We start from the raw sequence: 25,993 nt of genomic DNA, 5'->3' as shown, positions 1-25,993 counted from the left end.
CAATGAAGAACCTCCTGCCACGGAGAGACCGTGGCCGCCGAGTCCAGAGGAGGTGGGTTCCACAATGCGTCACTACGAGGTGATGGTCATCCTCGACCCCGATCTCGAGGAGCGTGCAGTCTCCCCGTTGATCGAGTCCTTCCTGTCCGTGATCCGTGAGGCCAAGGGCAAGGTGGAGAAGGTCGACACCTGGGGCCGTCGTCGTCTCGCTTACGAGATCAAGAAGAAGCCCGAGGGCATCTACTCGGTCATCGACATCCAGGCCGAGGCCGATGTCGTCAAGGAGCTCGACCGGCAGATGAACCTCAACGAGTCGGTGCTGCGGACCAAGGTCCTGCGCCCCGCAATCCACTGACGGCAACCGACGAGCAGTCCGCGTGCGGCCCGTCCGGTCACGGACGGTCCGCGTACGAGTAACCGAACCGACAGCACCGACTGCACCGACAAGCCAGACCGCACCACCCGGCAGCAACCGCGAGAGGTCAAGACATGGCAGGCGAGACCGTCATCACCGTCGTCGGAAACCTGACCGATGACCCCGAGCTGCGCTTCACGCCGTCCGGCGCGGCCGTCGCGAACTTCACGATCGCGTCGACGCCCCGGACGTTCGACCGGCAGACGAACGAGTGGAAGGACGGCGACCCGCTGTTCCTCCGCGCTTCGATCTGGCGCCAGGCGGCGGAGAACGTCGCCGAGTCGCTGACGCGCGGCACGCGCGTGGTTGCCCAGGGCCGGCTCCGCCAGCGTTCGTACGAGACCCAGCAGGGCGAGAAGCGGACCGTGGTGGAGCTGGAGGTCGACGAGATCGGCCCGGCGCTCCGGTATGCCACCGCCAAGGTCACCAAGACCACCGGCAGGGGCGGCCAGGGCGGCGGATTCAGCGGCGGTGGCGGTGGCGGTGGCCAGCAGGGCGGCCAGGGCGGCGGCTGGGGCGGAAACCCCGGCGGCGGCCAGGGCGGCGGCCAGGGGGGTGCCCCGCAGGGCGACCCGTGGGCGACGTCCGGCGGCGGCGGTCAGCAGGGCGGCCAGGGCGGTAGCTGGGGTGGGAACTCCGGCGGCGGCCAGGGCGGCCAGGGCGGCGGTTACTCGGACGAGCCCCCGTTCTGATCCCGGGCCTCCCGGGACGTGACGTGGGTGCTCGCACACCACACTTCTTGATCACACTGGAGTAAGAGACATCATGGCGAAGCCGCCTCCGCGCAAGCCTAAGAAGAAGGTTTGCGTCTTCTGCAAGGAGAAGATCTCCTACGTCGACTACAAGGACACGAACCTGCTGCGGAAGTTCATTTCCGACCGCGGCAAGATTCGTGCCCGCCGGGTCACCGGCAACTGCACCCAGCACCAGCGCGATGTCGCCACGGCCGTGAAGAACAGCCGGGAGATGGCGCTGCTGCCCTACACCTCGACCGCGCGCTGACTGGGAGGGTGAGTAAAGCATGAAGATCATCCTCAAGGGCGAGGTCTCCGGCCTCGGTGCCGCGGGCGATGTCGTCGAGGTCAAGGACGGGTACGCCCGCAACTACCTGATCCCCAACGGGCTGGCGATCCGCTGGACCCGTGGCGGGGAGAAGGACGTCGCGCAGATCCGGCGCGGCCGCAAGCTGCGCGAGATCGCCTCGGTCGAGCAGGCCAACGCCGTCAAGTCGGAGCTGGAGGGCGTGCAGGTGCGCCTGTCCACGCGCGCCGGCGCCAGCGGCCGCCTCTTCGGCGCCGTCACCCCGGCCGACATCGCCACGGCGATCAAGGCGGCCGGCGGCCCGGACGTGGACAAGCGTCGCATCGAGCTGTCCGCGCCGATCAAGAGCCTCGGCGCCCACCAGGTGTCCGTACGGCTGCACCCCGAGGTCGACGCGAAGGTCGGCGTCGAGGTCGTGGCCGGCTGACACGCTGTTCGGCAGCGGGTAGAACGAAGGACGGGCCGCATCCCCACGGGGGTGCGGCCCGTTCGCGTGCGCGGAACTACGGGACCGGGCGGGCGGGGGACGTACGCGACCGGGCGGGCGGGGGCACCGACGGCACCCGGAGCTGTGGGTTCCGTGGGCCCGTACGGCAGGGGCGCCCCTGCGCGTCCGTCCGTGCGGGACCGGCGCCTACGCCCGCACGGCGCCCGTGACCAGCCACCGCCCGGACCGCGCGCGCAGCCACAGCGTCACCAGCCGGGTCAGCATCATCAGCCCCATCGACCACCACACCGCCGTCAGTCCCCCGCCCAGCGCCGGCACCGCCAGCGCCACCGGCGCGAAGACCGCCAGCGTCAGCAGCATCGCCCAGGCCAGATACGGCCCGTCGCCCGCGCCCATCAGGACGCCGTCGAGCACGAACACCACCCCCGCCACCGGCTGCGTCACCGCGACGACCAGCAGCGCCGGCAGCAGCACGTCGTGCACCCCCGCGTCGTCCGTGAACAGCGGCAGGATCAGGGGCCGGGCGGCCACCACCAGCGCGCCGAGCACCGCGCCGGTCGCCACCCCCCACTGCACCATCCGCCGGCACGCCTCCCGCGCGCCGTCCACGTCCCCCGCGCCCAGATACCGGCCGATGATCGCCTGCCCGGCGATCGCGATCGCGTCGAGCGCGAACGCCAGCAGCGACCAGATGCTCAGCACCACCTGGTGCGCGGCGACGGACTCGTCCCCGAGCCCCGCCGCCACCGCGGTCGCGATGAGCCCGATGGCGCGTAGCGACAGCGTACGGATCAGCAGCGGCACCCCGGCCCGCGCGGAGGCCCGTATGCCGGCCGGCTGCGGGCGCAGCGCGGCGCCGTGGCTGCGGGCGCCGCGTACGACGACGACCAGGTACACCGCGGCCATCCCCCACTGCGCGAGCACGGTGCCCCAGGCGGAGCCGGCGATGCCGAGGCCGGCGCCGTAGACGAGCGCGACGTTCAGCACGGCGTTGGCGGTGAAGCCGCCGATGGCGACGTACAGCGGGGTGCGGGTGTCCTGAAGGCCGCGCAGCACGCCGGTGGCGGCGAAGACGACGAGCATGGCGGGGATGCCGAAGGCGCTGACGCGCAGATACGTGACCGCGTACGGGGCGGCGGTGTCGGAGGCGCCGAAGAGGCCGACGAGGCCGGGAGCGGTCGGCACGGTGACGGCGACGAGCAGGGCGCCGAGGAGCGCGGCGAGCCAGATGCCGTCGATGCCCTGCTGGATCGCGGAGCGCAGATCGCCGGCGCCGACGCGGCGGGCGACGGCTGCGGTGGTGGCGTAGGCGAGGAAGACGAAGACGCTCACGGCGGTGGTGAGGAGGGCGGCGGCGACGCCGAGCCCGGCGAGCTGGGAGGTGCCGAGGTGGCCGACGATGGCGCTGTCGAAGAGCACGAAGAGCGGCTCGGCGACGAGGGCGCCGAAGGCGGGGACGGCGAGCGCGACGATCTCGCGGTCGTGCCGCCGCCGGGCGCGGCGGCGCCGCTCGCCGGGCTTGCCCTGGTCGGCGGCGGTGGGCGAGGGGGCGTCGTGCATGCAGCAAATCTAATAGTCCACAGGTAACAGACGCAACTGGGTAAGGCCACTTACAAGTCGACGTGTGGGGGGTGAGCGGGCGCGGCGCCCGCCGCGACCTTGGCCCGGACGGGAAAGTTTTTCTCCTCCACCGGCGGTGGACGGAGAATCAGCAGGTCAAACGGGTGATCGCGGAGCGATAGTGTGCTTGTCCACAGCACTGTCCCCCGGCTCGTACACAGCTTTCCCCAAGTAATCCACAGGTTGGCGGACGCTTTCCACACCCCCTGTGGATAGCGCAATTGGCCAGGGGCCGCCGCGGACCTACGGTGGACCCTCCCCCCTGCCGATACCGGCGCCGCCGCCCCGCGGTCCCGGGGGCCGGCCGACGCGCCGTAAGCGGAACGCCGCGGGCGAATTGTCAGCGGCGTGCCGTAAGAAAGAGGGGCGCCCTGAGAGGTCCGCCGCAAGGCGGGTGGGAGGAGGTGGGGCTGCCGTGTCCGAGCACCGGGACTACGTGGACACCATGCCCGGGGACGTCCGTCCACTGCGCCGGGAGCCGGACCAGCACAGCCGGCCGGAGCAGCCCGTCCCCGAGGACCCCTGGGGCCCCGGCGCCCCGGCCGCCTTCGAGCGCGTACCCCCGCAGGATCTGGACGCCGAGCAGTCCGTCCTCGGCGGCATGCTGCTGTCCAAGGACGCCATCGCCGACGTCGTCGAGGTCCTCAAGGGCCACGACTTCTACCGCCCGGCCCACGAGACCGTCTACACCGCGATCCTCGACCTCTACGCGCGCGGCGAGCCGGCCGACCCCATCACCGTCTCCGCCGAACTCACCAAGCGCGGCGAACTCGCCCGCGTGGGCGGCGCGTCGTACCTCCACACCCTCGTCCAGTCCGTCCCCACCGCCGCCAACGCGGAGTACTACGCCGAGATCGTCCACCAGCGCGCCATCCTGCGCCGCCTGGTCGAGGCGGGCACGCGCATCACCCAGATGGGATACGCGGCCGACGGCGAGGTCGACGACATCGTCAACTCCGCCCAGGCCGAGATCTACGCCGTCACGGAACAGCGCACCGCGGAGGACTACCTCCCCCTCGGCGAGATCATGGAGGGCGCGCTCGACGAGATCGAGGCCATCGGCTCGCGCAGCGGCCAGATGTCCGGCGTCCCCACGGGCTTCACCGACCTCGACTCCCTGACGAACGGGCTCCACCCCGGCCAGATGATCGTCGTCGCCGCCCGCCCCGCGATGGGCAAGGCCCTGGCCCTCGACACCCCGCTGCCCACCCCCACCGGGTGGACGACGATGGGCGAGGTCCGCCCCGGCGACTTCCTCCTCGCCGCCGACGGCGGCCCGACCCGCGTGGTCGCCGCCACGGAGGTCATGACCGGCCGCCCCTGCTACGAGGTCGCCTTCGACGACGGCACCACGATCGTCGCCGACGCCGACCACCAGTGGCTGACGGACACCCGGGCCTCCCGCCGCTCCCGGCGCACCCCGGCCGCGGTCCGTACGACCAAGGAGATCGCGCAGACCCTGCGCTGCACGCACCTGGCGGACAACCGCCTCAACCACTCCATCCCCACCGCCGCCCCCCTCACGCTCCCGGCCCGCCCTCTGCCCGTAGAGCCGTACGCCCTGGGCGCCGCACTGGGAGAAGGCGACACCGCGGACACCGCGGGCGCGCGGCAGGCGGGGGCGCTCCGTGCGAACGGCCTCCCGCGGGACTACCTGCGCGCCTCGGCCGCGCAGCGCACGGACCTGCTCGCCGGACTCCTCGACAGCGCCGGCACGGTCACCCGCGCGGGCTCGGTCCGCTTCGCCGTCACCAGCAGGACCCTGGCCGACGACTTCCGCGAACTCGCCACGAGCCTCGGCCACCGCTGCGCCACGACGACGCAACACCCCGCGGAATCGCCTGCCGTCCACGTCGTCGGCTTCACCACCCCCGACGACGTCTTCCGCCTGGAGCACAAGCGCCGCACCCACGCCGCCCGCCGCAGGCCCGGCACCCGCCGCCACCGCTTCGTCACCGAGGTCCGCGAGGTGCCCAGCGTCCCGGTCCGCTGCGTACAGGTCGAGCACCCCGACCACCTGTACCTGGCCTCCCGCTCGATGGTGCCCACCCACAACAGCACGCTCGCCCTGGACTTCGCCCGCGCCTGCTCGATCAAGAACAACCTGCCCAGCGTCATCTTCTCGCTGGAGATGGGCCGCAACGAGATCGCGATGCGGCTGCTCTCCGCGGAAGCCCGCGTAGCGCTGCACCACATGCGCTCCGGCAGCATGACGGACGACGACTGGACCCGCCTCGCCCGCCGGATGCCGGAAGTCACGGGCGCCCCGCTCTACATCGACGACTCGCCGAACCTGTCGATGATGGAGATCCGCGCCAAGTGCCGCCGCCTGAAGCAGCGCAACGACCTCCGGATGATCGTCATCGACTACCTCCAACTGATGCAGACGGGCGGCTCCCGCCGCCCGGAGAGCCGCCAGCAGGAGGTCTCCGAGATGTCCCGGAACCTCAAGCTGCTCGCCAAGGAGCTGGAGGTCCCGGTGATCGCCCTCTCCCAGCTCAACCGCGGCCCCGAACAGCGCACGGACAAGAAGCCGATGGTCTCCGACCTCCGCGAGTCGGGATCGATCGAACAGGACGCGGACATGGTCATCCTGCTGCACCGGGAGGACGCGTACGAGAAGGAGTCACCGCGCGCGGGAGAAGCGGACCTGATCGTGGCCAAGCATCGCAACGGCCCGACGGCGACGATCACGGTCGCCTTCCAGGGCCACTACTCCCGCTTCGTGGACATGGCCCAGACCTGACCGTGCGAGCGTGCGGGCCCGCCGGCCCGCTCGCCGGGTGGTCCTCGGTCAGTCCTGGCCGGTTTCCGCGGAGAAGTCCGGTGGTGCCTGGAGGTCGTGGGCGCGGAACAGGACGGCGTGCTCGACGCCCATGGCCTTGCCGCTCATCGCGGTGAACGTCGGGATGAAGTCCTTGGGGGCGGGGTGGTCCGGGAGCGCCGCCAGGTACGCGGCGTGCGCTTCGAGCGAGGCGATGCCGCGGTCCAGCGGCTCACCGGTGACCTCGACGCCGTGGGTCGCGCCGCGGCCGGGGAGCCCGGGGGTGATGAACCAGCGCACCGAGTGCGGTTCGAGGCCCTCGTCGTCGACCTGTTCCGGGAAGACCCACCGGTTGCCCGCGTCGCGCACCGCGTCGAGCGTGGCGAGCCCGGCGGCGCGGTGGTCGGCCTGGTCGAAGCCGAAGGGCGTCTCGACCGCGTACCCCGTACCGAGCACGACGTCGGGCTTGAACCGGCGGATCTCCCGGGAGATGTCCCGGCGCAGGTCGAGGCCGTAGACGAGCACGCCGTCCGGATGTTCGAGGACGGTCAGGTGCTCGACGCCGACGACGGCGCAGGCGGCCTGCTGCTCGGCGACGCGCAGGCGCGCGGTCTCCTCGGGAGGGTTCGGCATGCCCGCCTCGCCGCGGGTGAGCAGGAGGTAGCCGACGTCGATGCCGCGCGCGGTCCAGCGGGCGACGGCCGCGGACGTGCCGTACTCCATGTCGTCCGGGTGGGCGACGACGCAGAGCACGCGCCGGAAGGACTCCTCGGGGAGGGCAGGCAAAGTCATATCGGCCATCCTTTCGTGTTCAGGAGCCCGCCGCCAGGCACATGGGGTGCCGGCGAGCCCCGGGCCGCGGACCGGCGCGCCGCCGGCCCCAGCGGTAACGCGGCCCGCCGGCGGGACTCAGCCGCCTGTCAGTTCCCACCTCTATGCTCCGGCCATGAGCATGATCGGAGAGTACGTGCGGGTCACGCCGGCCGAGTTGGACCGAGCCGTTCGCGAACCCGACTGGGCAAAGACCTTCGTCTTCGGACTCCTCGAAGTCGAACCCGATGACGAGACCGACGACGAGCCCGATCCCGGCGAAGCGCGCTTTCTGGATACGGACAAGGCGTGGGGCGCCATCGAGTACCTGCTCCGCCGCATCGACTTTCCGGTGAACGTGGTCCACGGTGAGGAGTCCCTCCCCGGGGCCGAGGAGTGGGGCTACGGTCCGCCGCGCTATCTCACTCCCGAGCAGGTGCGGAAGGCCGCCGAGGGACTCGTGACGACCGGATTCGGTCGGCTGGCGCAGGGTGTGACCCCGGACGACCTGGCACGCGCGGACGTCTACCCGCAGATCATCTGGAAGCGCGCCGAGTCGTTCGACTACGTGCAGGGCCACTACGAAGCACTCGTCGAGTTCTTCGAGGCGGCGGCGCGAGAGGGCGATGCGCTGCTGGTGTGGCTGGGCTAGGAGGGGCGGTGCCGGGGCGGTGCTGGTACCGGTGGCGCTAGCGGGGTGCGGAGCGTACGCCGAGCCACTGTTCGGCGCCGTAGGCTTCGAAGCGTTCCGCCTCGGTGAACCCCAGCCTGGTCGCGAGGCGCATCGAGCGGACGTTGGCGCTCTGGGTGACGATCGCGACCGGCTCGCCGGGGAGCACGGGATGTTGTTCGTGCTCCCCGGGGGTGGGCTACTCCTCGCCTGCCAGGGTCAGGGAGCGTAGGCGCTGGGCGGCGAACCACGTGGTGCCCACGGTGACGACCAGGAGGAGGACCGTCGCCACCGGCAGGGCCACGTCGGAGACGACGTGGCCGCCCTGGCCGATCTTCTCGCCGACCGCCAGCGCCCACTGCTGGATGCTGAGCGTCTTCACGCCCTCGACGAGGCTGCCGAGCAGGGCTTCCCATACCAGCGCGTAGACGAGTCCGAAGACCACCGCGTGCCGCGAGATCGTGCCGAGCATCAGGAAGAAGGCGGCGTACGCGACCGACGCGACCGCCGCGGCCAGGGCGTACGCGACCGCCAGGCGGCTGCCGTTGCCGCCGAGGATGATGCCGGCGATCAGCGTGGGGAACGCGGAGAAGACGGCGGTGACGCCGACCGCGACGGTCAGTTTGGTGAGGATGATCGTCGGCCGCGGCACGGGCTTCGCGAGCAGGTAGACGATCGAACTGTCGTCGATCTCCGGGCCGATGGCGCCCGTGCCGGCGATGACGCCGATGAGCGGCACCATGGTCGCCAGGGCGAAGCCGCCGAGCAGGTCGGCGGTGACCTCGTCGTCGGCGCCCACGAGGGCGCGTACGACGATGGCGATGACGATGAGCAGCGCGGGCAGCAGGAGCAGGATGAGCGCCCGGCGGCGGCCGAGTACGGCCCGCTGGGTGAGCCGGGCGACGGTGGGGTGGTACAGCATCGCGTTTCTTCGCTCCTTCTCAGGCCGCGACCAGGTACGAGAAGACGGATTCCAGGGACTCGTCGGACGGCGAGACCTCGTAGAGGCGGATGCCGTGGTCCCTGGCGACGCGCGGCAGCAGTTCGGTGAAGCGGGCGAAGTCGACGGCCTGGACGTGCAGGACGCCGTCGCGCCGGTCGAGTTCGAGCCCGGCCGTGGACGGGTCGGCGATGAGTGCGGAGGCGAGTGTGCGGTCGTCGCTGGAGCGTACGGCGTAGTGGTGGGGGCGGTCCGTCATCAGCCGGCGGATCTTGCGGAAGTCGCCGGAGGCGGCGTGCCGGCCGGCGACGATCACCTCGATGTGCGCGGCGAGTTGCTCGACCTCCTCCAGGATGTGCGAGGAGAACAGCACGGTGCGGCCCGCGGCGCCCATCTGCCGCAGCAGGTCCATCAGGTGCATGCGCTGGCGCGGGTCCATGCCGTTGAACGGTTCGTCGAGGAGCAGCACGTCGGGCTCGTGGACGAGCGCGGACGCCATCTTCACGCGCTGCCGCATGCCCTTGCTGTACGTGCCGATCCGGCGGTTCTGCGCGTACTCCATCTCGACCGTGGCCAGCGCCTTCTGCGCGGCGGCGGCGCCGAGGCCGTGCAGCTCGGCGTTGGCGAGGACGAACTCGCGGCCGGTGAGGAAGTCGTACATCGCCTCGCGCTCGGGGACGAGCCCGATCTGCTTGTAGACCTGCTCGTTGCGCCAGATGCGGACGCCGTCGAGGGTGACCGCGCCGGTGGAGGGGGCGAGGAAGCCGGCCATCATGTTGATGAGGGTCGACTTGCCGGCGCCGTTGGGGCCGAGGAGGCCGGTGACGCCGGGGGCGATGGCCATGCTCACGTCGTTGACGGCGACGACGTTGCCGAACCAGCGGGAGACGCTGTCGATCCGGATGGTGGTCACAGCCCGGCCTTTCGGTAGCGGCGCAGCAGGAACAGGTGGCAGCCGGCGGCGATGGCCAGCGCGATGAGCAGGGCGGCCACCCCGGCCGCGGTCGACGGGTCGACGGGTTCGGGGGAGGCGGTGGCGGGGGTCGCGCCGAGGAACGTCGACTGGATGTTGTCGATGAGGCCGATGGGCGAGAAGAGCGCGAACCAGCCGATGGCGCCGAGGTTGTCCTGCTCCCAGGAGATGCCCTGGAGGGCGCTCACGGCACCGAACGGCACGGTGAACGCGGCGATGACGGCGGCGACGCCGAAGCCGCGGCGCGGGGTGAGGGCGGCGATGGCCAGGCCGATGCCGGCGAAGAGCAGCGACAGCAGGGCGACGGAGACGAGCGCCTGGGCGAAGCCCTTGGTCTGGTCGGTGAAGTCCAGCTTCGCCAGCAGCGCGCCGACGTAGAGGATCAGCAGGGGGGTGGCGGTGAGGATGAAGAGCGCGGAGGCCATCGCCGCGTACTTGGCGGAGACGTAGTCGATGCGCTCGACGGGGCGGGAGAAGTACAGCGGTACGGTCCGGAACCGCAGGTCGCGGGAGACGGACACGGGGGCCTGGGCGGCGATGAAGAGGAAGATGACGGGCTGGAGGTAGATCGCGTAGTCGGTGTAGTCCAGCGGCAGTTCGTCCATGTTGGTGCCGACGGCGACCGCGACGATGATCAGCGCGACCAGGGACATGATGCCGAAGAGGAGCGCGGGCGGGACCTTGGACTTCGCGGAGCGGCCGAGGCCGTATGCGGCGCGCAGGGACTGGGTGAACAGCGAGCGTCGGGCGTAGCCGCGGCCGAGGCGGGGGCCGTCGTAGTGGCGGTAGCCGATGTCGTGGATGACGTCGGTGGCGGCGGGTGTGCTCGTGCCGGGGGCCGGGCCGGGGCCGGTGTCGCCGGTGGTGGGCGCGTCAGTGGGCATGAGGGCTTCCTGCAGTGTCGGTCGCGGTGTCGGTCGCGGGCGGGCTCGCCTTGGCGGTCGCCGGGTCGGCGTCGTCGCGGAAGATCTCCGCGATGCGGTGCCGGCGCTGTTCCATGCGCACCAGCCCGAGGCCGAGCCCGGCAACCGCGTCCCGTACGACGTCGTACGTGCCGTCGTCCTCGGCCTCCACGTACAGCAGCCGGCCGTCCGCGGTGATCCCCAGGCCCGCGCCGGCGAGCGCCTTGCGCAGGGTGGCGGTGCCGTCGGGGTGGGCGTCGGTGTCGGTCACCTCGACCGCGAGGGTGGCGGTGCTCTGCGTGAAGTCGCTGGTGGAGCTGGAGCGCAGCAGCCGGCCGCCGTCGATGACGACGACGTGGTCGCAGGTGCGCTCCAGCTCGCCGAGGAGGTGGGAGGTGACGAGGACGGAGATGCCGAAGTCGGCGTGGACGCGGCGGATGAGGCCGAGCATGTCGTCACGGCCGACGGGGTCGAGGCCGTTGGTCGGCTCGTCGAGGAAGACGAGCTGCGGGTCGTGTACGAGGGCCTGCGCGAGCTTGACGCGCTGCTTCATGCCCGTGGAGTAGCCGCCGATGGGGCGGTAGCGCTCCTCGTACAGACCGACGTGGCGCAGGGTGTCGGCGGTGCGTTCGCGGGCCGCGGTGGCGGGCAGGCCGGACATGCGCGCCATGTGGACGACGAACTCCGTGGCGGAGACGTCGGGCGGCAGGCAGTCGTGTTCCGGCATGTAGCCGACGCGCTCGCGGATGGTGGCGGCGGTGTCGCTGCCGGCGGCCACGTCGAGGCCGAGCACGGTGGCGGAGCCCTCGGAGGCGGGCGAGAGGCCCAGCAGGATCTTGATCAGCGTGGACTTGCCGGCGCCGTTGGCGCCGACCAGGCCCGTGACCCCGGGGCCGATGTCGAGGGTGAGGCCGTCGAGCGCGGTGACCCGGGGAAACCGTTTGCTCAGATTCTCGGTGGCGATGACTGTCACGTGCATGACGGTAGTGGGGAGCGGGCGTGGGGGGCGTCAGACCTGGCGATGGTTGGGAGATACGCCGCGGGGGTGACGAACCCGTAGGGGGAGAGGGCCCGGAACCCTGAGGTTACCCGCGGTATCCACAGGGCGACTGCGGGCATTGACGGAGCCATGGGCCGATGTCACAGTCATTGGTGTCAGCTTTCGGGGGCGGTGCCGGCTTCGGTGAAGTCGGTCCGGGCAGTGTGGATTTGGGGTGTGGCTCGGCCCGGCAGCGCCGGCAGCGCCGGCAGCGCCGGCTGCGGCGGTGCGGGTTCGGGCGGCGGGTGCGGGACGGGAACGGGAGGGGCGGACTGATGACACTCACCGGGTCGTCGGCGGTGCTGCGCGGGTTCAGGAGCGTGCAGCGGCTGGCGTACGAGTGCGCGGAGGCGGTGGCGGCGCAGCTCCGGCCGGGGGTCACGGAGCGGGAGGCGGCGCGGATGCAGCGGGAGTGGCTGCGCGAGCGCGGCGTGCGGGACTGGTTCCACCTGCCGTTCGCGTGGTTCGGCGACCGGACCGCGTTCGCGGGCTTCAAGGTGCCGCTCCAGTTCTTCCCGACGAACCGGGAGCTGGCGCCGGGCATGCCGTTCATCCTCGACCTCGCGCCGGTGCACGGCGGCTATACGGCAGACGTCGGCTATTCCGGCTGCCTCGGGCCCAACCCCGTGCACGACCGGCTGATGCGCGACCTGCGGGTGCACCGCGAGCTGATCCTGCGCGAGGTGCGTGAGCGCCGCCCGCTGCGGGAGATCTACGAGGACGTGGAGTGCCTCATGGTCCGCCAGGGGTATCACAACCGGCACCGGGCCTATCCGTTCGGCGTCATCGCGCACAAGGTCGACCAGGTCCGGGAGCGGCGCTTCGCACCGCACGTGTTCGGCTTCGGCGCGCAGAGCCTGAAGGGGCTGGCGAAGGACGCCCTGCGCGGGCACCGCGAGGGCTGGTCGCCGCTGTGGAGTCCGCACCGGTTCTCGCAGCATCCGCCGCGGCCGGGGCTGTGGGCGGTGGAGCCGCACCTGGGCTTCCGGGGCACGGGCGCGAAGTTCGAGGAGCTGCTGGTCGTCACGGATTCACGGGACGCGCAGGAGAGCGCGTTCTGGCTCGACGACGACCTGCCGCACGTGCGGCGGTGGGCCGAGGCGGAGGCGGACCGGGAGTTGGAGGCGGACCGGGAGCGGGAGGCGGACCGGGAGCAGGAGGCGGAGGGCGAGATGGAGTCGGGCGGGGAACAGGAGTCGGGCGGGGCCGTGGCGAAGGGCCGGGCGTCCGACCGCGCGCGGGAGTCGGCGCAGGGGCGGGAGCCGGAGAAGGGGTGGGTGGCGTGAGCGAGTCGCGCGGCGCGGCTGCGGTACGGGAGCGGTGGGTGCGGGCCGCCGGGGTCGACCTGTGCGTGGCCGAGCTGGGGGAGGCCGGGCGGCCGACAGTCGTGCTGCTGCACGGCTATCCGGACAGCAAGGAGGTGTGGTCCGAGGTCGCGTCCCGGCTCGCCGAGCGCTTCCACGTCGTGCTGTACGACGTCCGCGGCCACGGCCGCTCCTCCGCGCCGAGCCCGCTCAGGGGCGGCTTCACGCTGGCCAAGCTCACGGACGACTTCCTCGCCGTGGTCGACGCCGTCAGCCCGGACCGCCCGGTGCACCTCGTCGGGCACGACTGGGGCTCGGTGCAGGGCTGGGAGTTCACCACGGTGGAGCGCGCGGAGGGCCGCATCGCGTCGTTCACCTCCCTCTCCGGCCCGTCCCTCGACCACTTCGGGCACTGGATCAACGGCCGGCTGCGCCGCCCCACGCCGCGGCGGGCCGCCCAACTGCTCGGCCAGACCGCCAAGTCCTGGTACGTGTACCTGCTGCACACCCCCGTGCTGCCCGAACTGGCCTGGCGCGGCCCGCTCGGCGCGCGGTGGCCGGCGATCCTGCGGCGGCTGGAGAAGGTTCCGGGCGACGGCTATCCGACGCCCTCCCTGGGCGACGACGCCGCGCACGGCGCCTGGCTCTACCGGGACAACGTCCGCGCCCGGCTGCGCCACCCCCGCGCCGACGCCTACGCGCACGCGCCGGTGCAGCTCATCACCCCCGCCGGGGACGCCTTCCTCTCCCCGAGCCTCTACGACGACCTGGACCGCTGGGTGCCGCAGTTGCTGCGCCGCACGATCGACGCCCGGCACTGGGTCCCGCGTACCCGGCCCGACCAGCTCGCCGAGTGGATCGGCGAGTTCGTGCTCGCCCACGAGGACGGCAAGCCGGTGGCGGAGATCGTCCCCGACGCCCCGCACGCGGACCGGTTCGGCGGGCGGCTCGTGCTGGTCACCGGCGCGGGCAGCGGCATCGGCCGGGCCATCGCCTTCGCCTTCGCGGAAGCGGGCGCGCGGATCGTGGCGGCGGACATCGACGCCGAGGGGGCGGCCACGACGGCCGAGCTGTGCCGGATGATCGGCGCGCCGGAGGCGTGGGCGGAGGCCGTGGACGTCGGGGACGAGGGGGAGATGGAGAAGTTCGCCGAGCGCGTCGCCGCTTCGTACGGGGTGGTGGACGTACTGGTGAACAACGCCGGGATCGGTCTGTCCGGCCCGTTCCTCGACACCTCGGCGGCGGACTGGCGCCGGGTGCTGGACGTCAACCTGTGGGGGGTCATCCACGGCTGCCGGCTCTTCGGCAAGCAGATGGCCGAGCGCGGCCAGGGCGGGCACATCGTCAACACCGCCTCGGCCGCCGCGTACGCGCCGTCGCGCACCCTGCCCGCGTACGCGACGTCGAAGGCGGCGGTGCTGATGCTCTCGGAGTGCCTGCGCGCGGAGCTGGCCGGGCAGGGGATCGGCGTATCGGCCGTCTGCCCCGGCTTCGTGCACACCAACATCACGGCCACCACCCGGTTCACGGGCGTATCCGAGGAAGAGGAGCGGCGCCGCCAGAAGAGCGCCCACCGCTGGTACGGGAAGCGGAACTACCCGGCGGAGAAGGTCGCGGACGCCGTGCTGCGGGCGGTCGTGCGCAACCAGGCGGTGGTGCCGGTCACCCCGGAGGCGCGGGGCTCGCGGCTGCTGGCCAGGTTCGCGCCGCGCGCGCTGCGGGCGATAGCCCGGGTGGAGCCGAAGATCTAGCGCCCCGGCTCCCCTGCCCGGCACCCTCTTGCCCCTGCCCCTGCCCCTGCCCCTGCCCCTGCCCCTGCCCCTGCCCCTGCCCCTGCCCCTGCCCCTGCCCCTGCCCCTGCCCCTGCCCCTGTCCCTGTCCTTGTCCCCTGTCGCCTGTCCTGGTCCCTGCCTCGGTTCCTCTCGCCGTCGCCGTCTCTGTCCCTGTCGTCGATTGCCGTTGCCGTTGCCGGCCCGGTTTCCCTTTCCAGGAGTCGCCTCGTGAGCACCGTGCCGGTCGTACCATCCCTCCCAGGAGAGCCCGCCGCGGCGGGCCGGGGCGCGGACCGGTGAGCGGGGCGACGAGCGGGCCGGGTCATCGGCTGGGGGGCAGGAGAGCGGTGCTGGAGCAGCAGACGGCCGGCGAGTACCGGATAGAGGACCTGGCGCACGCCAGCGGCACGACCGTACGCACCATCCGCGCGTACGCCGACCGCGGGCTGCTGCCCCGGTCGGAGCGGCGCGGGCGGACGAACGTCTACGGAGACGAACACCTCGCCCGGCTGCGCCAGATCGCCGGTCTCCTCGACCGCGGCTACACCCTGGCGTCCATCAAGGAGCTGCTGGAGGCGTGGGACGCGGGCCGGGGGCTCGGCGGGGTGCTGGGTCTGGTCGCCGAGGTGCAGGGGCCGTGGACCGACGAGGAGTCCGGGCAGTTGAGCCGTGCGGAGCTGGAGGAGCTGTTCGGCGGGGCGGCGGACGAGTCCGCGGTCGAGGAGGCCGTCGAGCTGGGCGTGCTGGAGCGGGTGGCGGGCGAGCCGGAGGTGTTCCTCGTGCCCAGCCCGCAGCAGCTCACGGTCGCCGCGGAGCTGCACGCGGCGGGCGTACCGTTCGCCGCCATCACCGGCCAACTGCGCGAGCTGCGGCTGCGGGTGGAGGAGATAGCCGCCGGCCTGCTCGACTTCACGGCCGAGCACGTCTTCCAGCGCTACCTCAGCCACCCCCCGTCGGACGCGGAGGCGACCGAGGCCGCCGGCCTGGTCCGCCGGCTGCGCCCGCTGGCGCAGCAGACGATGGACGCGGAGCTGGCCCGCGCGATGCGCACCCTGGCCACGCGCCAGCTCCACCAGCACCTTGCCGGCCCGGCCGACCCGCCGGCTGCCGGCCCCGCGACGGTGCCGGTGAGCCTGCCGGCGGCCACGGTGGCGGCGGTCCGCGACCTGGTGGGCCCGGCGGCGACGGCGGAGTTCGTCACCGCGGCGGCGGAACGGGAGGTCCGCAAGCGCCGCATGGACACCCTGGCGAAGGACCGGGGCGGGACGGCCGGCGCGGGCGGGGCGGACGCCCCGGGCTGAGCGGGTCTGCCCGGGCCGCGCGGCCGGGGCCGAGCGGGTCCGTCCGGCCGAGTGGGTCGGTACGGGCCGAGTGGGTCGGTTCGGCGGGCGGGTGCGTGGCGGATCCTGCGGGCCCAGCGCGGGGTTGACCCCACGTTACTCGCGGGTCACTCTGACTCAGCCGGACAACGGGAGGAGAACACGCATGCGCAGACGCAGTTTCGTCAGAGGGTTAACCGCCACGACCGCCGCCACCGGTCTCGGCCTCACCGCCGCCGGACACGCCCACGCCACCGGCACCGGTACCGCCGCAACCGGAGGCCACCGGTCCGTCCCGACCGCCCGGTCCCGTGCCGCCGCCTGGCGGGAGGTTGCCGTACCGGCCGGTGAACCCGCCGTCCTGCTCAACGCCGTTGCCGCCGCGGGGCCCGATCTCGCCTGGGCCGTGGGCGAGGAAGCCCGCAGCGGCTCCGCCTCCGGCCGCCCCCTCGCCCGTACCTGGGACGGCTCCGCCTGGCAGCCCACCGACGTCTCCCACCTCGCCTTCGCCGGCAGCCTGCGCAACGTCGCCGCCGCCCCCGCCGGCGCCGCGGGTGCGGTCGCCGCCTGGGCCGTGGCCTACGACCGTGCCGGTGCCGACCACCTCCTCGCCTGGGACGGCGCCACCTGGCGCGAGCACGACTTCCCCGGCCGCGGCGAGGCCGGCACCGAGCTGTGGGCCGTCACCGTCGCCCCCGACGGCACCGTCCGCGTCTCCGGCACCCGCGACGGCGCCTCCCGCGTGCTGCGCTCCGACGACGCCGGCGGCACCCGCTGGAGCTGGTCCCCCGCGCTGCCCACCGACGACGGCTCCGCCCCCAGCCTGTGGAACGTCCACGTCGACGGAGCGGGGGCCACGTGGGTCTCCGGCGGCCTCGTCGTGGCCCGCTACGACGACGGCTCCTGGCACGTCCTGCCCAAGCTCTTCGGACTGCGCCTGTCCGTCACCGACCTGCTCCCCGTCGCGCCCGACGACATCTGGCTCACCGGCCACGACTACGGCGCCGGCGGGCCGCCCGGCAAGCCGCCGGGCGTCGTCCTGCGCCACTACGACGGCACGGCGTGGAGCGACGTCGCCGCCCCCTTCACCGTCGGCTCCCTCGGCGCCATCGCGCCCGACGCCGCCGGGCGCCCCGCCGTCATCGCCGGCTGGGACTTCTGGGACGGCACCAGCGCGCACTACCTCCGCTGGGACGGCACCGCCTGGACCAGCGAGCGAGGCCCCGTCGGAGCCGGGGGCGTCACCCCCCTGATGTCCGCACTCGCGCCCATACCGGGCACGGCCGGCTTCTGGTCGGTGGGCACCACGGCGCAGTCGCCGTTCCCGCCCGCGCAAGCGCGTATCGAGCGCTACGGCTGACGTTCCCGCCCTCTACGCTGGACGCCGGCAGAACGGACGGCGCCGGGAGGGTGGCTGGTGGGCAGCGGACGGATCCCCGTCGTCGTACTCGCGGGGTTTCTGGGCTCCGGCAAGACCACCCTCCTCAACCGGCTGCTGCGCAACGGCGGTGGCAGCCGGATCGGCGCCGTGGTCAACGACTTCGGCAGCATCGAGATCGACGCCATGGCCGTCGCCGGCCAGGTCGACTCGATGGTCTCCCTCGGCAACGGGTGCCTGTGCTGCGCCGTCGACACCGCCGAACTGGACGCCTACCTCGACCGGCTCGCCGGCACCGGCCGGATCGACGTCATCGTGGTCGAGGCCAGCGGCCTCGCCGAGCCGCAGGAACTCGTCCGCATGGTGCTGGCCAGCGAGAACGACCGCATCGTGTACGGAGGGCTGGTCGAGGTCGTGGACGGCGCGGAGTTCGCCGCCACCCGCGAGCGGCATCCCGAGATCGACCGCCATCTCGCCGTCGCCGACCTCGTCGTGCTCAACAAGACCGACCGGATCGACGACGCCGAACGCCGCCGCCTCCGCGAGACGATCGGGGAACTGAGCCCCGGCACGCCCGTGGTGGCGACGGCGTACGGGCGGGTGGATCCCGAGCTGTTCTTCGACCCGCGGGGCGACGACCGTCCCGGTACGCCGTCGGCGCCCCGGCACCGCCAGCTCTCCTTCGCCGACCTCGCCGCGGACGACGGCCCCGGCGGTAGCGACAGCGCCGCCGACGACCACAGCGCGCACCTCCACGCGGCGTACGAGAGCGTCGAGTTCACCACCGACCGGGCCGTCAGCCCGCGCCGCCTGCTGGACTTCCTCGACACCCGCCCCGCCGGCCTCTACCGCATCAAGGGCTTCGTCCACTTCGGCGTCCCCGGCCACCCGCAGAAGTACGGGCTGCACGCCGTCGGCCGCTTCCTGCGCTTCCGCCCCACCGCCTGGGGCCGTGGCGAGGAGCGGGCCACGCGGCTGGTGCTGATCGGCTCGGGGATCGACGCGGACGCCGTACGCAAGGAACTAGACGCCTGCCGGGGCCATGCGCCGCAGGACGGGGGCGAGGACGCGATGTGGGGAGTGCTGCGGTACGTGGACGGAGAAGAGGACTCCGGGGCGTAGGAGGTCACCCGGGTTCAACTGCCCGTTGCGGGACAGAAAGTCTGCGGGCCCCGAGACGCTGCAAGCTGGCCCCGTCGTGCATCCGACCGAGAGGGATCCCGCATGAGCACGTTGAGCCGCCGCGCCCTGGTCACCGGGGCGTCCGCCACCGGCCTCGCCCTGGCGCTGCCCCGCCCCGCCACAGCCGCCGAGCCCACCGCCGAGCCCACCGCTCAGCCCACGGCCCAGCCCGACGCCGGCGCCGCCGTCGCGTACGCCGCCTTCCGCCTCGCACGCCTGCGCCCCGGCGACCCGGCCACGCCCGAGGTGACGCTCCCCGACGGCTACGAGTTCGTGCCCGGCGACCGCTACCACGTCGCCAGCCGCGCCGAGTACTACTCCTTCGTCCGCGGCCCCGCCACCGCCGACGGCATCGAGGTCTCCGTCCGCTGGCCCGGCGTCACCGTGGCCGCCGTCGTCCACATGGACACCCGGCTGCGGATCAGACGCGACCGCGCCGACCGCCACCGCATCGCCTTCACCCTCCCGGTCACCCAGCCCTCCGCCGACGCCAACCAGCCCACCCTCCAGATCTGGAGCCACCCCGACATATCCCCGGGCATGTACTACAAGCTCGACCACAACGACCCGAACCGCGTCGCCGGTCCCTGGGCGACCGTCGCGTGGCCGGCGAAGGAGGCCCGCTCCCAGCTCCACCAGCTCGTCGCCGCGCACCGCATCCTCGTCGACTCCGGGCTGAAGGCGACCGCGGCGGGCAAGGGCCACCGCTGGTTCGTCGCCGGCTTCGAGACGAACAACACCCTGCACGCGGACAACCCGCCGCACTGGCACATCTCCTACAACTCCGGCCCCGACTTCAACTCCCCCACCCACAACACCCACTTCTGGCTCGACGCCGACGCGAAGAACTTCTACAACGGCATGGACGTCACCGGCCTCGGCCGCCTGCGCCACTACGTCGGCGACCCCGCCCGCCTCTACGACTTCACCGGCGACGCCAACGACGGCCGCGGCGAACTCGTCGCGACCATGACCATCCGCGAGGACGGCGGCATCGACATCGCCCCGCCCACCGGCCCCGCGTACGCCCTCGCCGCGGGCCGCGACGGCACCCTGGTCGAGGAGGTCACCGTCGAACGCGACGGCCGCCCCTGGCTGCGCGTCGCGACCGAGGACCGCTACCGCGCCGGTCTCATGACCGTCCGTACGAAGGGCCTGCGCCACCCCGCCGACAACGACTTCACGCTCCTGCGCTACGACCCCCTCACGGGCGTCCTCGCCTGAGCCCCGACCCACCGGCCCACGGCTCACCGGCCCACGGCTCACCGGCCCACGGGTCACCGGCCACCGGCCCCGCGTACGGGCGGTCAGATCCCCGGCCCGTACCCGGGGTCCGGCGGGCGCCGCGGCGACCACCACTCGGTGAGCCCCCACACCCCCAGCCCCAGCACCGCCACGGCCGCCAGCGCCACCACCCAGGGCCGCCGCACCCACCGCAGCCCCAGCGCCCAGACGCCCAGAGGCAGCAGCGCACCACCCAGGACGACGAGCGGCAGGTCGACGTAGAGCACGCGCAGGTCCCGGGCGTGGCCCTCGAACCCGCCGCGCACGCTGACCGCCGCCCGCGGTGCCCAGGCAAGCGGCGCGACGGCCGCGCCGACCAGCGCGAGCAGACACCCGCCGAGCCCGACGCTCCTGCCGAGCCCGACGCCCCCGCCGTCCCGCGCCCCCGCACCACCCGTGCCCGTGCCCGTGCCCGCGCCCACGTCCATGTCCCCAACAGACGCACCCGCCCCGGCGGAAGGTTCCCGCACCTCCCCCCACGCGCCCCCTGGCGACGCGCGTAGACATCGGGCATCATCCTGCGTTGTACCACCTGCTCAGCCGGACCCCCACAACTCCCCACCCCCAGCAGGAGGTTCCACATGCGCGTACGTTCCGCACTCACGGCCCTCGCCCTCGCCGCCGGCGTCGCGGTGGGCGTCACCGCCGCCCCCGCCCAGGCCACGCCCGCCCAGGCCGCGTCCCCCGCCGCTTCGGCGTCCACGGCCCCCGCGTCCGCCACGGCCCCCGCCGCGCCCCTGGTCACGAAGATCACCCACGCCCAGGCCACGTCGAGGTTCCGCTCCTCCGGCATCACCTGGTCGTCCTCCGGCGGCTGCTCCAACCGCAACAACCCCACCTGCACCTCCTTCGACCAGCTCAACCTCGCCTCCGCCCAGGGCGCCCAGACGCTCAAGTCCGCGAGCGGCTGCGCCCTGAACATCACCGGCGGCACCGAGACGGGCCACGCCGGCGGCACGTACAGCCACTGGAACGGCTACAAGCTCGACTACTCCCTCGGCACCTGCATCAACAACTACGTCACCGGCAACTTCGCCTACATCGGCCAGCGCAGTGACGGCGCGGCCATGTACCAGTCCGGCTCCGGCAACATCTACGCCCGCGAGGGCAACCACTGGGACGTCCTCTACTACAACTGCGGCGGCTGCTGACACCACCCCGCACCCACCACCCCGCACCCGCCGCTCCGACGCCCCCACCGCGACCCTGCGGCCCCGCAACACAGGCCGTAGGGTCGCGGTATGCGACTGAGCACCCTGATCCTCCCGGTCCGGCGGTGGCACTCCGGCGGCCGTGCGCAATGGCAGCGGGCGGAGGAGCTGGGCTTCTTCACCGCGTACACCTACGACCACCTGTCGTGGCGTACGTTCCGCGACGGGCCCTGGTTCGGTGCCCTGCCGACGCTGACCGCCGCCGCCACCGCGACGGCCCGGCTCCGCCTCGGCACGCTCGTGACCTCGCCGAACTTCCGGCACCCGGTCACGCTCGCCAAGGAGTTGATCTCGCTGGACGACGTGTCCGGCGGCCGGATGACGCTGGGGATCGGGGCGGGCGGTTCCGGGTTCGACGCGACCGCGCTGGGGCAGCAGCCGTGGGCGGTACGGGAGCGGACGGAGCGGTTCGGGGAGTTCCTGCCGCTGCTGGACACGCTGCTGACCGAGGACACGACGTCGTACGCGGGCACGTACTACTCGGCGCACGAGGTGCGCAACATCCCCGGCTGCGTGCAGCGTCCCCGGCTGCCCTTCGCCGTCGCCGCGACCGGACCGCGCGGGATGCGGCTGGCCGCGCGGTACGGGCAGGCGTGGGTGACGACCGGCGACCCCAAGACCTCAGCGACCGGCACCGCCGCCGAGTCCCTGGAGGCCCTGCGCACCCAGGTCGCCCGGCTCGCCGAGGCGGGCGCCGCCGTGGGCCGGGACGTCGCGGCGATGGAGAAGGTGCTGCTCGCCGGCTTCACGCCGGACCGGCCGCTGGACTCCCTGGACGCCTTCGTCGACTTCGCCGGCCGGCACGCCGCCCTCGGCTTCACCGAGATCGTGCTGCACTGGCCCATCCCCGACTCCGTCTTCGCCGCCGACGAGCGGGTCTTCGAGCGCATCGCGGTCGAGGCGCCCGCGCAGTTGGCGAGCTGACCGCTACGGGGTGCGCAGGGCGTCCACCGCCAGGCGGGCGGCGGTGCCGATCACCGCGTCGGCCGCCGGGAGGGTGACCGCGGTCGCGGCGGCGCGGGTGCAGACGGCGACCGCGTAGCGGCCACCGTCCGGGTACTCCACGACGCCGATCTCGTGGCGCAGCGTCGGCAGCGTGCCCGTCTTGCCGCTGATCCGTACGTCGTCGAAGGGGAAACCGGACGCCAGCCGGTGGCCCCACGCCTGGGTGCCCAGCGTGCGGCGCAGGTCGGCGGCGTACGCGCCGGTGCACACCTCGTCGCGCCAGACGGCGGCGAGGAGGGCGGTGAGTTCGCGGGGGGTGGAGCGGTTGGTACGGGCCGGGTCGAGGGCGCGGAGGCGGGCGACGCGGGCGGGGTCGAGGAGCGCGGTCGCACCGGCGTCGCCGGCGTCCTCGGCGAGCGCGGCGTAGAGGTCGCGTACCTTCTGCACGGCGGTGGTACGGGTCAGGCCGAGGCCGGTCATGGTGCGGTTGACGGCCTCGGTGCCGACGGTGTCCCACAGCACGTCGGCCGCGGTGTTGTCGCTGACCGAGACCGCGAGCACGGCCAGGTCGCGCAGCGAGAGGCGGGCGGCGTCGCGCATGGCGCCGAGCCCGGTCGGGCCGGGGGTGCGGCCGGCGACCGGGACGTCGACGGCGGCGGTGAGGTCGACGCGGCCGTGTTCGGCCTCGCGGTAGAGGGTGGCGAGGAGGCACACCTTGTGCACGCTGGCCGTGCTGACCGGGGTGTCGGCGGCCACCGCGAGGTCGGCGCCGGTGTCGATGTCGCGGGCGTGGAGCTGGCCGGTGACACCGGCGTCCGTGAACGCCCGACGGATGCGGGCCCCGGCGGTGCGGTGGGCCCGGTGCTCCGGCTGCTCTGGGGGCGGGGGCGGGGGCGGGGTCACAGCGGGAACTCCGATGCGGGGCGGGGGTGGACGGCCGCGGCGGGGGCCGGACGCATGCCGGCGTGGTCGCGCATCGCCTCGTGGGCGGCCTCCGCGAAGCGGGCCACGGCCGGGTTGCGGCCGTCCGCCGGCCACGCGGCGGACGTACGCCAGCCGATCGGCTCGCCGGCCAGCGGGCGCCACACCGTACCGGGACCGGCTGTCGTACGGGGCAGCAGGGCGACGACACCGCCGGGCGCGCCGGGTGCCTCGGGTGCCTCGCGTTTCGCCGGGGCGCCCGGTGCGGTGGAGAGGACGAGCGCGCGGGTGAAGTCGCCGCCGGACGCCTCGTGGACGGCGGCCGGGGTGCAGCCGTGCCGGGCGCAGGCGGTGAGCACCTCGTCGTACAGCGCCGGGTCGTCGGCCCGCGGCGTGAGGACCAGCGCGCGTCCGCTCAGGTCCGCCGCGGTCAGCCGCCCGCCCGCGGCGAGCGGGTCGGCGGCGGCGAGCAGCGCGCCGAGCGGCTGGTGGAGTACGGGCCCGAAGGCGAGCCCGGGTGCGGGACACGGATGCCGTACGACGCCCGCGTCGAGGGTGCCGGCGGCCAGTTCGCGGGCCTGCGCGGTGGTGGTCAGCTCGCGCAGCTCCAGCTCGCCGCCCGGGGACCGCTCGCGGTAGCCGGTGATGAGCGCGGCGACGGCGGCCGGGCCCAGGTGCGGCGGGACGGCGGCCCGCAGCGTACCGGCCGCGCCGCTGCCGATCCGGGCGACGGCGGCGGCGAGCCGGTCCGCCGCGGCCAGCACCCGGTCGGCCTCCTCCAGCACGAGCCGGCCGGCGGGGGTGAGCGCCGTGCCCTGGCTGCCGCGGTCGAAGAGCCGCACGCCCAGCTCGTGCTCCAGGCGGCGGATGCGCTGCGACAGCGACGGCTGCGCGATGCGCAGCCGCTCGGCGGCGCGGCCGAAGTGGCGCTCCTCGGCGACCGCCCTGAAGTAGCGCAGATGCCGGAGGAGGTCCATGAACAGCGAGGATAGTCAATCGCCTATCGGCTCGATGAGGATATTGGTCTTGGACTGGACAGCCGGGCGGCTGATCTGCTGTCCGGCATGACACGACATGGGGTGGGGTACGGGGACGGGGCGCGGGACTCGCCGCACGAGAGCGGCGCGTACGGCGCTTCGTACGGCGGCGATCCGGATGGCGCCGATCCGTACGGCGCCGATCCGTACGGCGCTGACCCGTACGGCGCTGACCCGTACGGCGCTGATCCGTACGGCGCCGAGCCGCATGGCGCCGGACCGTACAGCGCCGATCCGTACGGGCTCGACCCGTACGGCGACGTCTCCCCGCCGCGCCCGCGCGTGCGGCGGCGACGGCGGCGCGGTCCGGTGCTCGCCGCGGTGGCGGTGGTGCTGGCAGGCGGCGGGTACTGGGCGGCGACGGCCGGACCCCTCGACGGCGGCGCCGACGGCGGGGGCGGCGGCTCCGCGGACCCGGAGGCGCGGCGCACGGCCGAGCGCTTCCTCGACGGCTGGTCGGCGGGGCGGATGAAGGCCGCGGCCCGGCTGACGGACTCGCCGGCCGAGGCCGAGCGCATCCTCGCGAGCTTCACCGAGGGCCTGGAGATCGCGAAGCCGAAGCTCACGGCCGGGAAGGCCCGGGCCGACGGCGACGACGGGGCGCAGGTGACGTACACCGCGAAGATGCCCGTACGCGGTCTCGGCACCTGGACGTACGACGCGACCCTGCCGCTCGCCCGCGAGGGCGACGACGGGGCGTGGCGGGTGCGCTGGGAACTCGGGGTGGTGCACCCGAAGCTGACGGAGACGGAGAAGTTCCGGCTGGTGCGGGAGGAGTCGGCGGAGCTGGACGCCGTCGACCGGGACGGCGCCGCCGTCTCCGCCGCGGACCACCCGTCGCTGGCGGGCGTGCTCGGCCTGGGCGGCGGCCGGCCGCAGGGCGCGGTGCAGGTCGTCGACCGGCACACCGGGGACGTACGGAGTACGGAGGCGCGCTTTGGGCCGCCGCGGGGCGCGGGGGACGGGACGGTGCGTACGACGGTGGACGCGGAGTTGCAGGGCGCCGCGGAGGCGGCGATGGAGCGGCACGTCGGCGGGCGCAACGCCGGGCTCGTCGCGCTCGACATGGACAGCGGCGAGGTGCTGGCCGCCGTCAACTCGCCGGCCGCGGGCTTCAACCGGGCCTTCCAGGGCACGTACGCCCCCGGCTCGACCTGGAAGGTCGTCACGACGGCCGCGCTGCTGGACAAGGGCGCGGTCAGCCCGGGGACGACGGTGGACTGCCCGAAGTACCTGACGGTCGGCAAGCAGTTCCACAACGTGGAGACCTCCGAGATCCCCGGCGCGACCTTCCGCGAGGACTTCATCCACTCCTGCAACACCGCCTTCGTCGCGCTGCGCGACTCCCTCGGCGACGAGGAGATGACGGACTTCGCGCGCCGGTACTTCGGTATCGGGGAGGAGTGGAGCACGGGGGTGCCGTCGTTCGACGGGGAGGTGCCGGTGCCGGGGGACGAGACGGAGAAGGCCGCGGCGCTCTTCGGACAGGGGCGGCTGCGGGCGAACCCGCTGGTGATGGCGTCGGTCACGGCGACGGCGGCGACGGGGACGTTCCGGCAGCCGGTGATCGTGGCGGAGCAGGAGCCGACGGCGTCGGCGGAGGAGTTGCCGGAGGCCGTGGTGACGCAGCTCCGCGAGCTGATGGCGGACACGGTGACGGAGGGCAGCGCGCAGGTGCTCGCGGGGCTGCCGGGGGACGTGGGGGCGAAGACGGGGACGGCGGAGGTGACGGCGACGGGGCCGAACAACGGGTGGCTGGTGGCGTATCGCGACGGGGTGGCGGTGGCGTGCGTGGTGGAGGACGCGGAGAGCGGGTCGGGGGACGCGGGGCCGGTGGTGCGGGAGGTGCTGGAGGCGGTGGGGTGAGGCGGGCGGGATAAGGCGGGTGGGATGAGAGGGGCAGGGTGAGGCCGGTGGGGTGAAGGCGGCGGGGCGAGGCGGGTGGCTCGGCGTGCGCCGTGGCCCGGGCGGGTGCCGGGGCCGGTGCGGGTGCCGGCCCGGGGGCGGGTGCTGACCGC

23 protein-coding genes and 2 pseudogenes are annotated in these 25,993 nt (G+C 73.6%); 15 read left to right on the top strand and 10 right to left on the bottom strand.

Annotation, left to right across the window (positions count from 1 at the left end; translation table 11 throughout):
* The first annotated feature begins 64 nt into the window (after window positions 1-64).
* The 4 genes from rpsF (at window position 65) to rplI (ending at window position 1,883) form a co-directional block, all read left to right on the top strand.
* A complete protein-coding gene (gene rpsF / locus QBL21_RS35000) occupies window positions 65-355 on the top strand; it encodes a 30S ribosomal protein S6 (protein WP_018838796.1) in 291 nt (96 codons plus the stop codon).
* Between the two features lie 134 nt (window positions 356-489).
* Window positions 490-1,107, top strand: a complete 618-nt coding sequence (locus QBL21_RS34995) for a single-stranded DNA-binding protein (protein ID WP_407566226.1) — start codon at window positions 490-492, stop codon at window positions 1,105-1,107.
* Between the two features lie 73 nt (window positions 1,108-1,180).
* Entirely contained in the window at window positions 1,181-1,417 is a 237-nt protein-coding gene (rpsR, locus tag QBL21_RS34990; RefSeq protein WP_018838794.1) for a 30S ribosomal protein S18, read from the top strand.
* A gap of 19 nt (window positions 1,418-1,436) precedes the next feature.
* Window positions 1,437-1,883 carry a 50S ribosomal protein L9 gene (gene rplI / locus QBL21_RS34985; protein WP_407566225.1) on the top strand — a complete coding sequence of 149 codons (447 nt, stop codon included), beginning with the start codon at window positions 1,437-1,439 and terminating at the stop codon, window positions 1,881-1,883.
* A gap of 207 nt (window positions 1,884-2,090) precedes the next feature.
* Here the strand turns inward: rplI and QBL21_RS34980 are convergent, their stop codons facing one another.
* Window positions 2,091-3,464, bottom strand: coding sequence for an MATE family efflux transporter (locus QBL21_RS34980; RefSeq protein ID WP_407566224.1), 1,374 nt, complete (start codon window positions 3,462-3,464; stop codon window positions 2,091-2,093).
* A 505-nt stretch (window positions 3,465-3,969) separates the two neighbouring features.
* Here QBL21_RS34980 and dnaB point away from each other — a divergent pair.
* The gene (gene dnaB / locus QBL21_RS34975) at window positions 3,970-6,270 is read left to right on the top strand and encodes a replicative DNA helicase (protein WP_407566674.1); all 2,301 of its coding nucleotides are present in this window, start codon (window positions 3,970-3,972) and stop codon (window positions 6,268-6,270) included.
* 48 nt (window positions 6,271-6,318) lie between these two features.
* On the opposite strand, the gene QBL21_RS34970 is transcribed toward dnaB, so the two are convergent.
* Window positions 6,319-7,080 (bottom strand): PIG-L deacetylase family protein, encoded by a 762-nt coding sequence (locus tag QBL21_RS34970; protein WP_407566223.1) that lies wholly within the window; start codon window positions 7,078-7,080, stop codon window positions 6,319-6,321.
* A gap of 154 nt (window positions 7,081-7,234) precedes the next feature.
* Here QBL21_RS34970 and QBL21_RS34965 point away from each other — a divergent pair, with 154 nt between their 5' ends.
* Window positions 7,235-7,750, top strand: coding sequence for a YfbM family protein (locus QBL21_RS34965; protein ID WP_407566222.1), 516 nt, complete (start codon window positions 7,235-7,237; stop codon window positions 7,748-7,750).
* A gap of 37 nt (window positions 7,751-7,787) precedes the next feature.
* On the opposite strand, the pseudogene QBL21_RS34960 reads toward QBL21_RS34965, so the two are convergent.
* From QBL21_RS34960 to QBL21_RS34940, 5 genes and pseudogenes are all read right to left on the bottom strand, one after another.
* Window positions 7,788-7,937 (bottom strand): annotated as a pseudogene (locus QBL21_RS34960) (GNAT family N-acetyltransferase); the annotation flags it as partial.
* A 30-nt stretch (window positions 7,938-7,967) separates the two neighbouring features.
* Window positions 7,968-8,687, bottom strand: a complete 720-nt coding sequence (locus QBL21_RS34955; protein WP_407566673.1) for an ABC transporter permease — start codon at window positions 8,685-8,687, stop codon at window positions 7,968-7,970.
* 22 nt (window positions 8,688-8,709) lie between these two features.
* On the bottom strand, window positions 8,710-9,621 hold the full coding sequence (locus QBL21_RS34950; protein ID WP_407566221.1) for an ABC transporter ATP-binding protein: 912 nt from the start codon (window positions 9,619-9,621) through the stop codon (window positions 8,710-8,712).
* On the bottom strand, window positions 9,618-10,565 hold the full coding sequence (locus QBL21_RS34945) for an ABC transporter permease (RefSeq protein ID WP_407566220.1): 948 nt from the start codon (window positions 10,563-10,565) through the stop codon (window positions 9,618-9,620). Before QBL21_RS34945 ends, QBL21_RS34950 begins: the two co-directional genes overlap by 4 nt.
* Window positions 10,555-11,562: an ABC transporter ATP-binding protein gene (locus tag QBL21_RS34940; protein ID WP_407566219.1), complete on the bottom strand. Its 1,008-nt coding sequence runs from the start codon at window positions 11,560-11,562 to the stop codon at window positions 10,555-10,557. The genes QBL21_RS34945 and QBL21_RS34940 overlap by 11 nt, the downstream gene beginning before the upstream one ends.
* A 335-nt stretch (window positions 11,563-11,897) precedes the next feature.
* Here QBL21_RS34940 and QBL21_RS34935 point away from each other — a divergent pair.
* From QBL21_RS34935 to QBL21_RS34910, 6 genes and pseudogenes are all read left to right on the top strand, one after another.
* Window positions 11,898-12,722, top strand: a pseudogene (locus tag QBL21_RS34935) (M24 family metallopeptidase); the annotation flags it as partial.
* A 182-nt stretch (window positions 12,723-12,904) separates the two neighbouring features.
* Window positions 12,905-14,677: an SDR family oxidoreductase gene (locus tag QBL21_RS34930; protein ID WP_407566218.1), complete on the top strand. Its 1,773-nt coding sequence runs from the start codon at window positions 12,905-12,907 to the stop codon at window positions 14,675-14,677.
* Between the two features lie 368 nt (window positions 14,678-15,045).
* Window positions 15,046-15,999, top strand: a complete 954-nt coding sequence (locus QBL21_RS34925; RefSeq protein ID WP_407566217.1) for a MerR family transcriptional regulator — start codon at window positions 15,046-15,048, stop codon at window positions 15,997-15,999.
* A 184-nt stretch (window positions 16,000-16,183) separates the two neighbouring features.
* Entirely contained in the window at window positions 16,184-17,377 is a 1,194-nt protein-coding gene (locus QBL21_RS34920; RefSeq protein ID WP_407566216.1) for a hypothetical protein, read from the top strand.
* A 57-nt stretch (window positions 17,378-17,434) separates the two neighbouring features.
* Window positions 17,435-18,517: a CobW family GTP-binding protein gene (locus QBL21_RS34915; RefSeq protein WP_407566215.1), complete on the top strand. Its 1,083-nt coding sequence runs from the start codon at window positions 17,435-17,437 to the stop codon at window positions 18,515-18,517.
* 102 nt (window positions 18,518-18,619) lie between these two features.
* Window positions 18,620-19,801, top strand: a complete 1,182-nt coding sequence (locus QBL21_RS34910) for a hypothetical protein (protein WP_407566214.1) — start codon at window positions 18,620-18,622, stop codon at window positions 19,799-19,801.
* Window positions 19,802-19,884: 83 nt separating this feature from the next.
* Here QBL21_RS34910 and QBL21_RS34905 read toward each other — a convergent pair whose 3' ends face one another.
* The gene (locus QBL21_RS34905; RefSeq protein ID WP_407566213.1) at window positions 19,885-20,289 is read right to left on the bottom strand and encodes a hypothetical protein; all 405 of its coding nucleotides are present in this window, start codon (window positions 20,287-20,289) and stop codon (window positions 19,885-19,887) included.
* A gap of 153 nt (window positions 20,290-20,442) precedes the next feature.
* Between QBL21_RS34905 and QBL21_RS34900 the strand changes: the two genes are divergently transcribed.
* Together QBL21_RS34900 and QBL21_RS34895 are read left to right on the top strand one after the other, a co-directional pair.
* A complete protein-coding gene (locus tag QBL21_RS34900) occupies window positions 20,443-21,012 on the top strand; it encodes a hypothetical protein (RefSeq protein WP_407566212.1) in 570 nt (189 codons plus the stop codon).
* Between the two features lie 90 nt (window positions 21,013-21,102).
* A complete protein-coding gene (locus QBL21_RS34895) occupies window positions 21,103-21,996 on the top strand; it encodes an LLM class flavin-dependent oxidoreductase (RefSeq protein WP_407566211.1) in 894 nt (297 codons plus the stop codon).
* A 3-nt stretch (window positions 21,997-21,999) separates the two neighbouring features.
* On the opposite strand, the gene QBL21_RS34890 is transcribed toward QBL21_RS34895, so the two are convergent.
* Both QBL21_RS34890 and QBL21_RS34885 read right to left on the bottom strand, forming a co-directional pair.
* Window positions 22,000-22,851: a serine hydrolase gene (locus QBL21_RS34890; protein ID WP_407566672.1), complete on the bottom strand. Its 852-nt coding sequence runs from the start codon at window positions 22,849-22,851 to the stop codon at window positions 22,000-22,002.
* 65 nt (window positions 22,852-22,916) lie between these two features.
* The gene (locus QBL21_RS34885; RefSeq protein ID WP_407566210.1) at window positions 22,917-23,915 is read right to left on the bottom strand and encodes a LysR family transcriptional regulator; all 999 of its coding nucleotides are present in this window, start codon (window positions 23,913-23,915) and stop codon (window positions 22,917-22,919) included.
* A 102-nt stretch (window positions 23,916-24,017) separates the two neighbouring features.
* Between QBL21_RS34885 and QBL21_RS34880 the strand changes: the two genes are divergently transcribed.
* On the top strand, window positions 24,018-25,841 hold the full coding sequence (locus QBL21_RS34880) for a penicillin-binding transpeptidase domain-containing protein (RefSeq protein WP_407566671.1): 1,824 nt from the start codon (window positions 24,018-24,020) through the stop codon (window positions 25,839-25,841).
* Window positions 25,842-25,993 lie beyond the last annotated feature (152 nt).

The sequence above is a fragment of the Streptomyces sp. 184 genome (genome assembly GCF_045781775.1).
Classification (GTDB): domain Bacteria; phylum Actinomycetota; class Actinomycetes; order Streptomycetales; family Streptomycetaceae; genus Streptomyces.
Note: the sequence above shows the minus strand (reverse complement) of the source record. Positions and strands in the feature narration are given on the sequence as shown.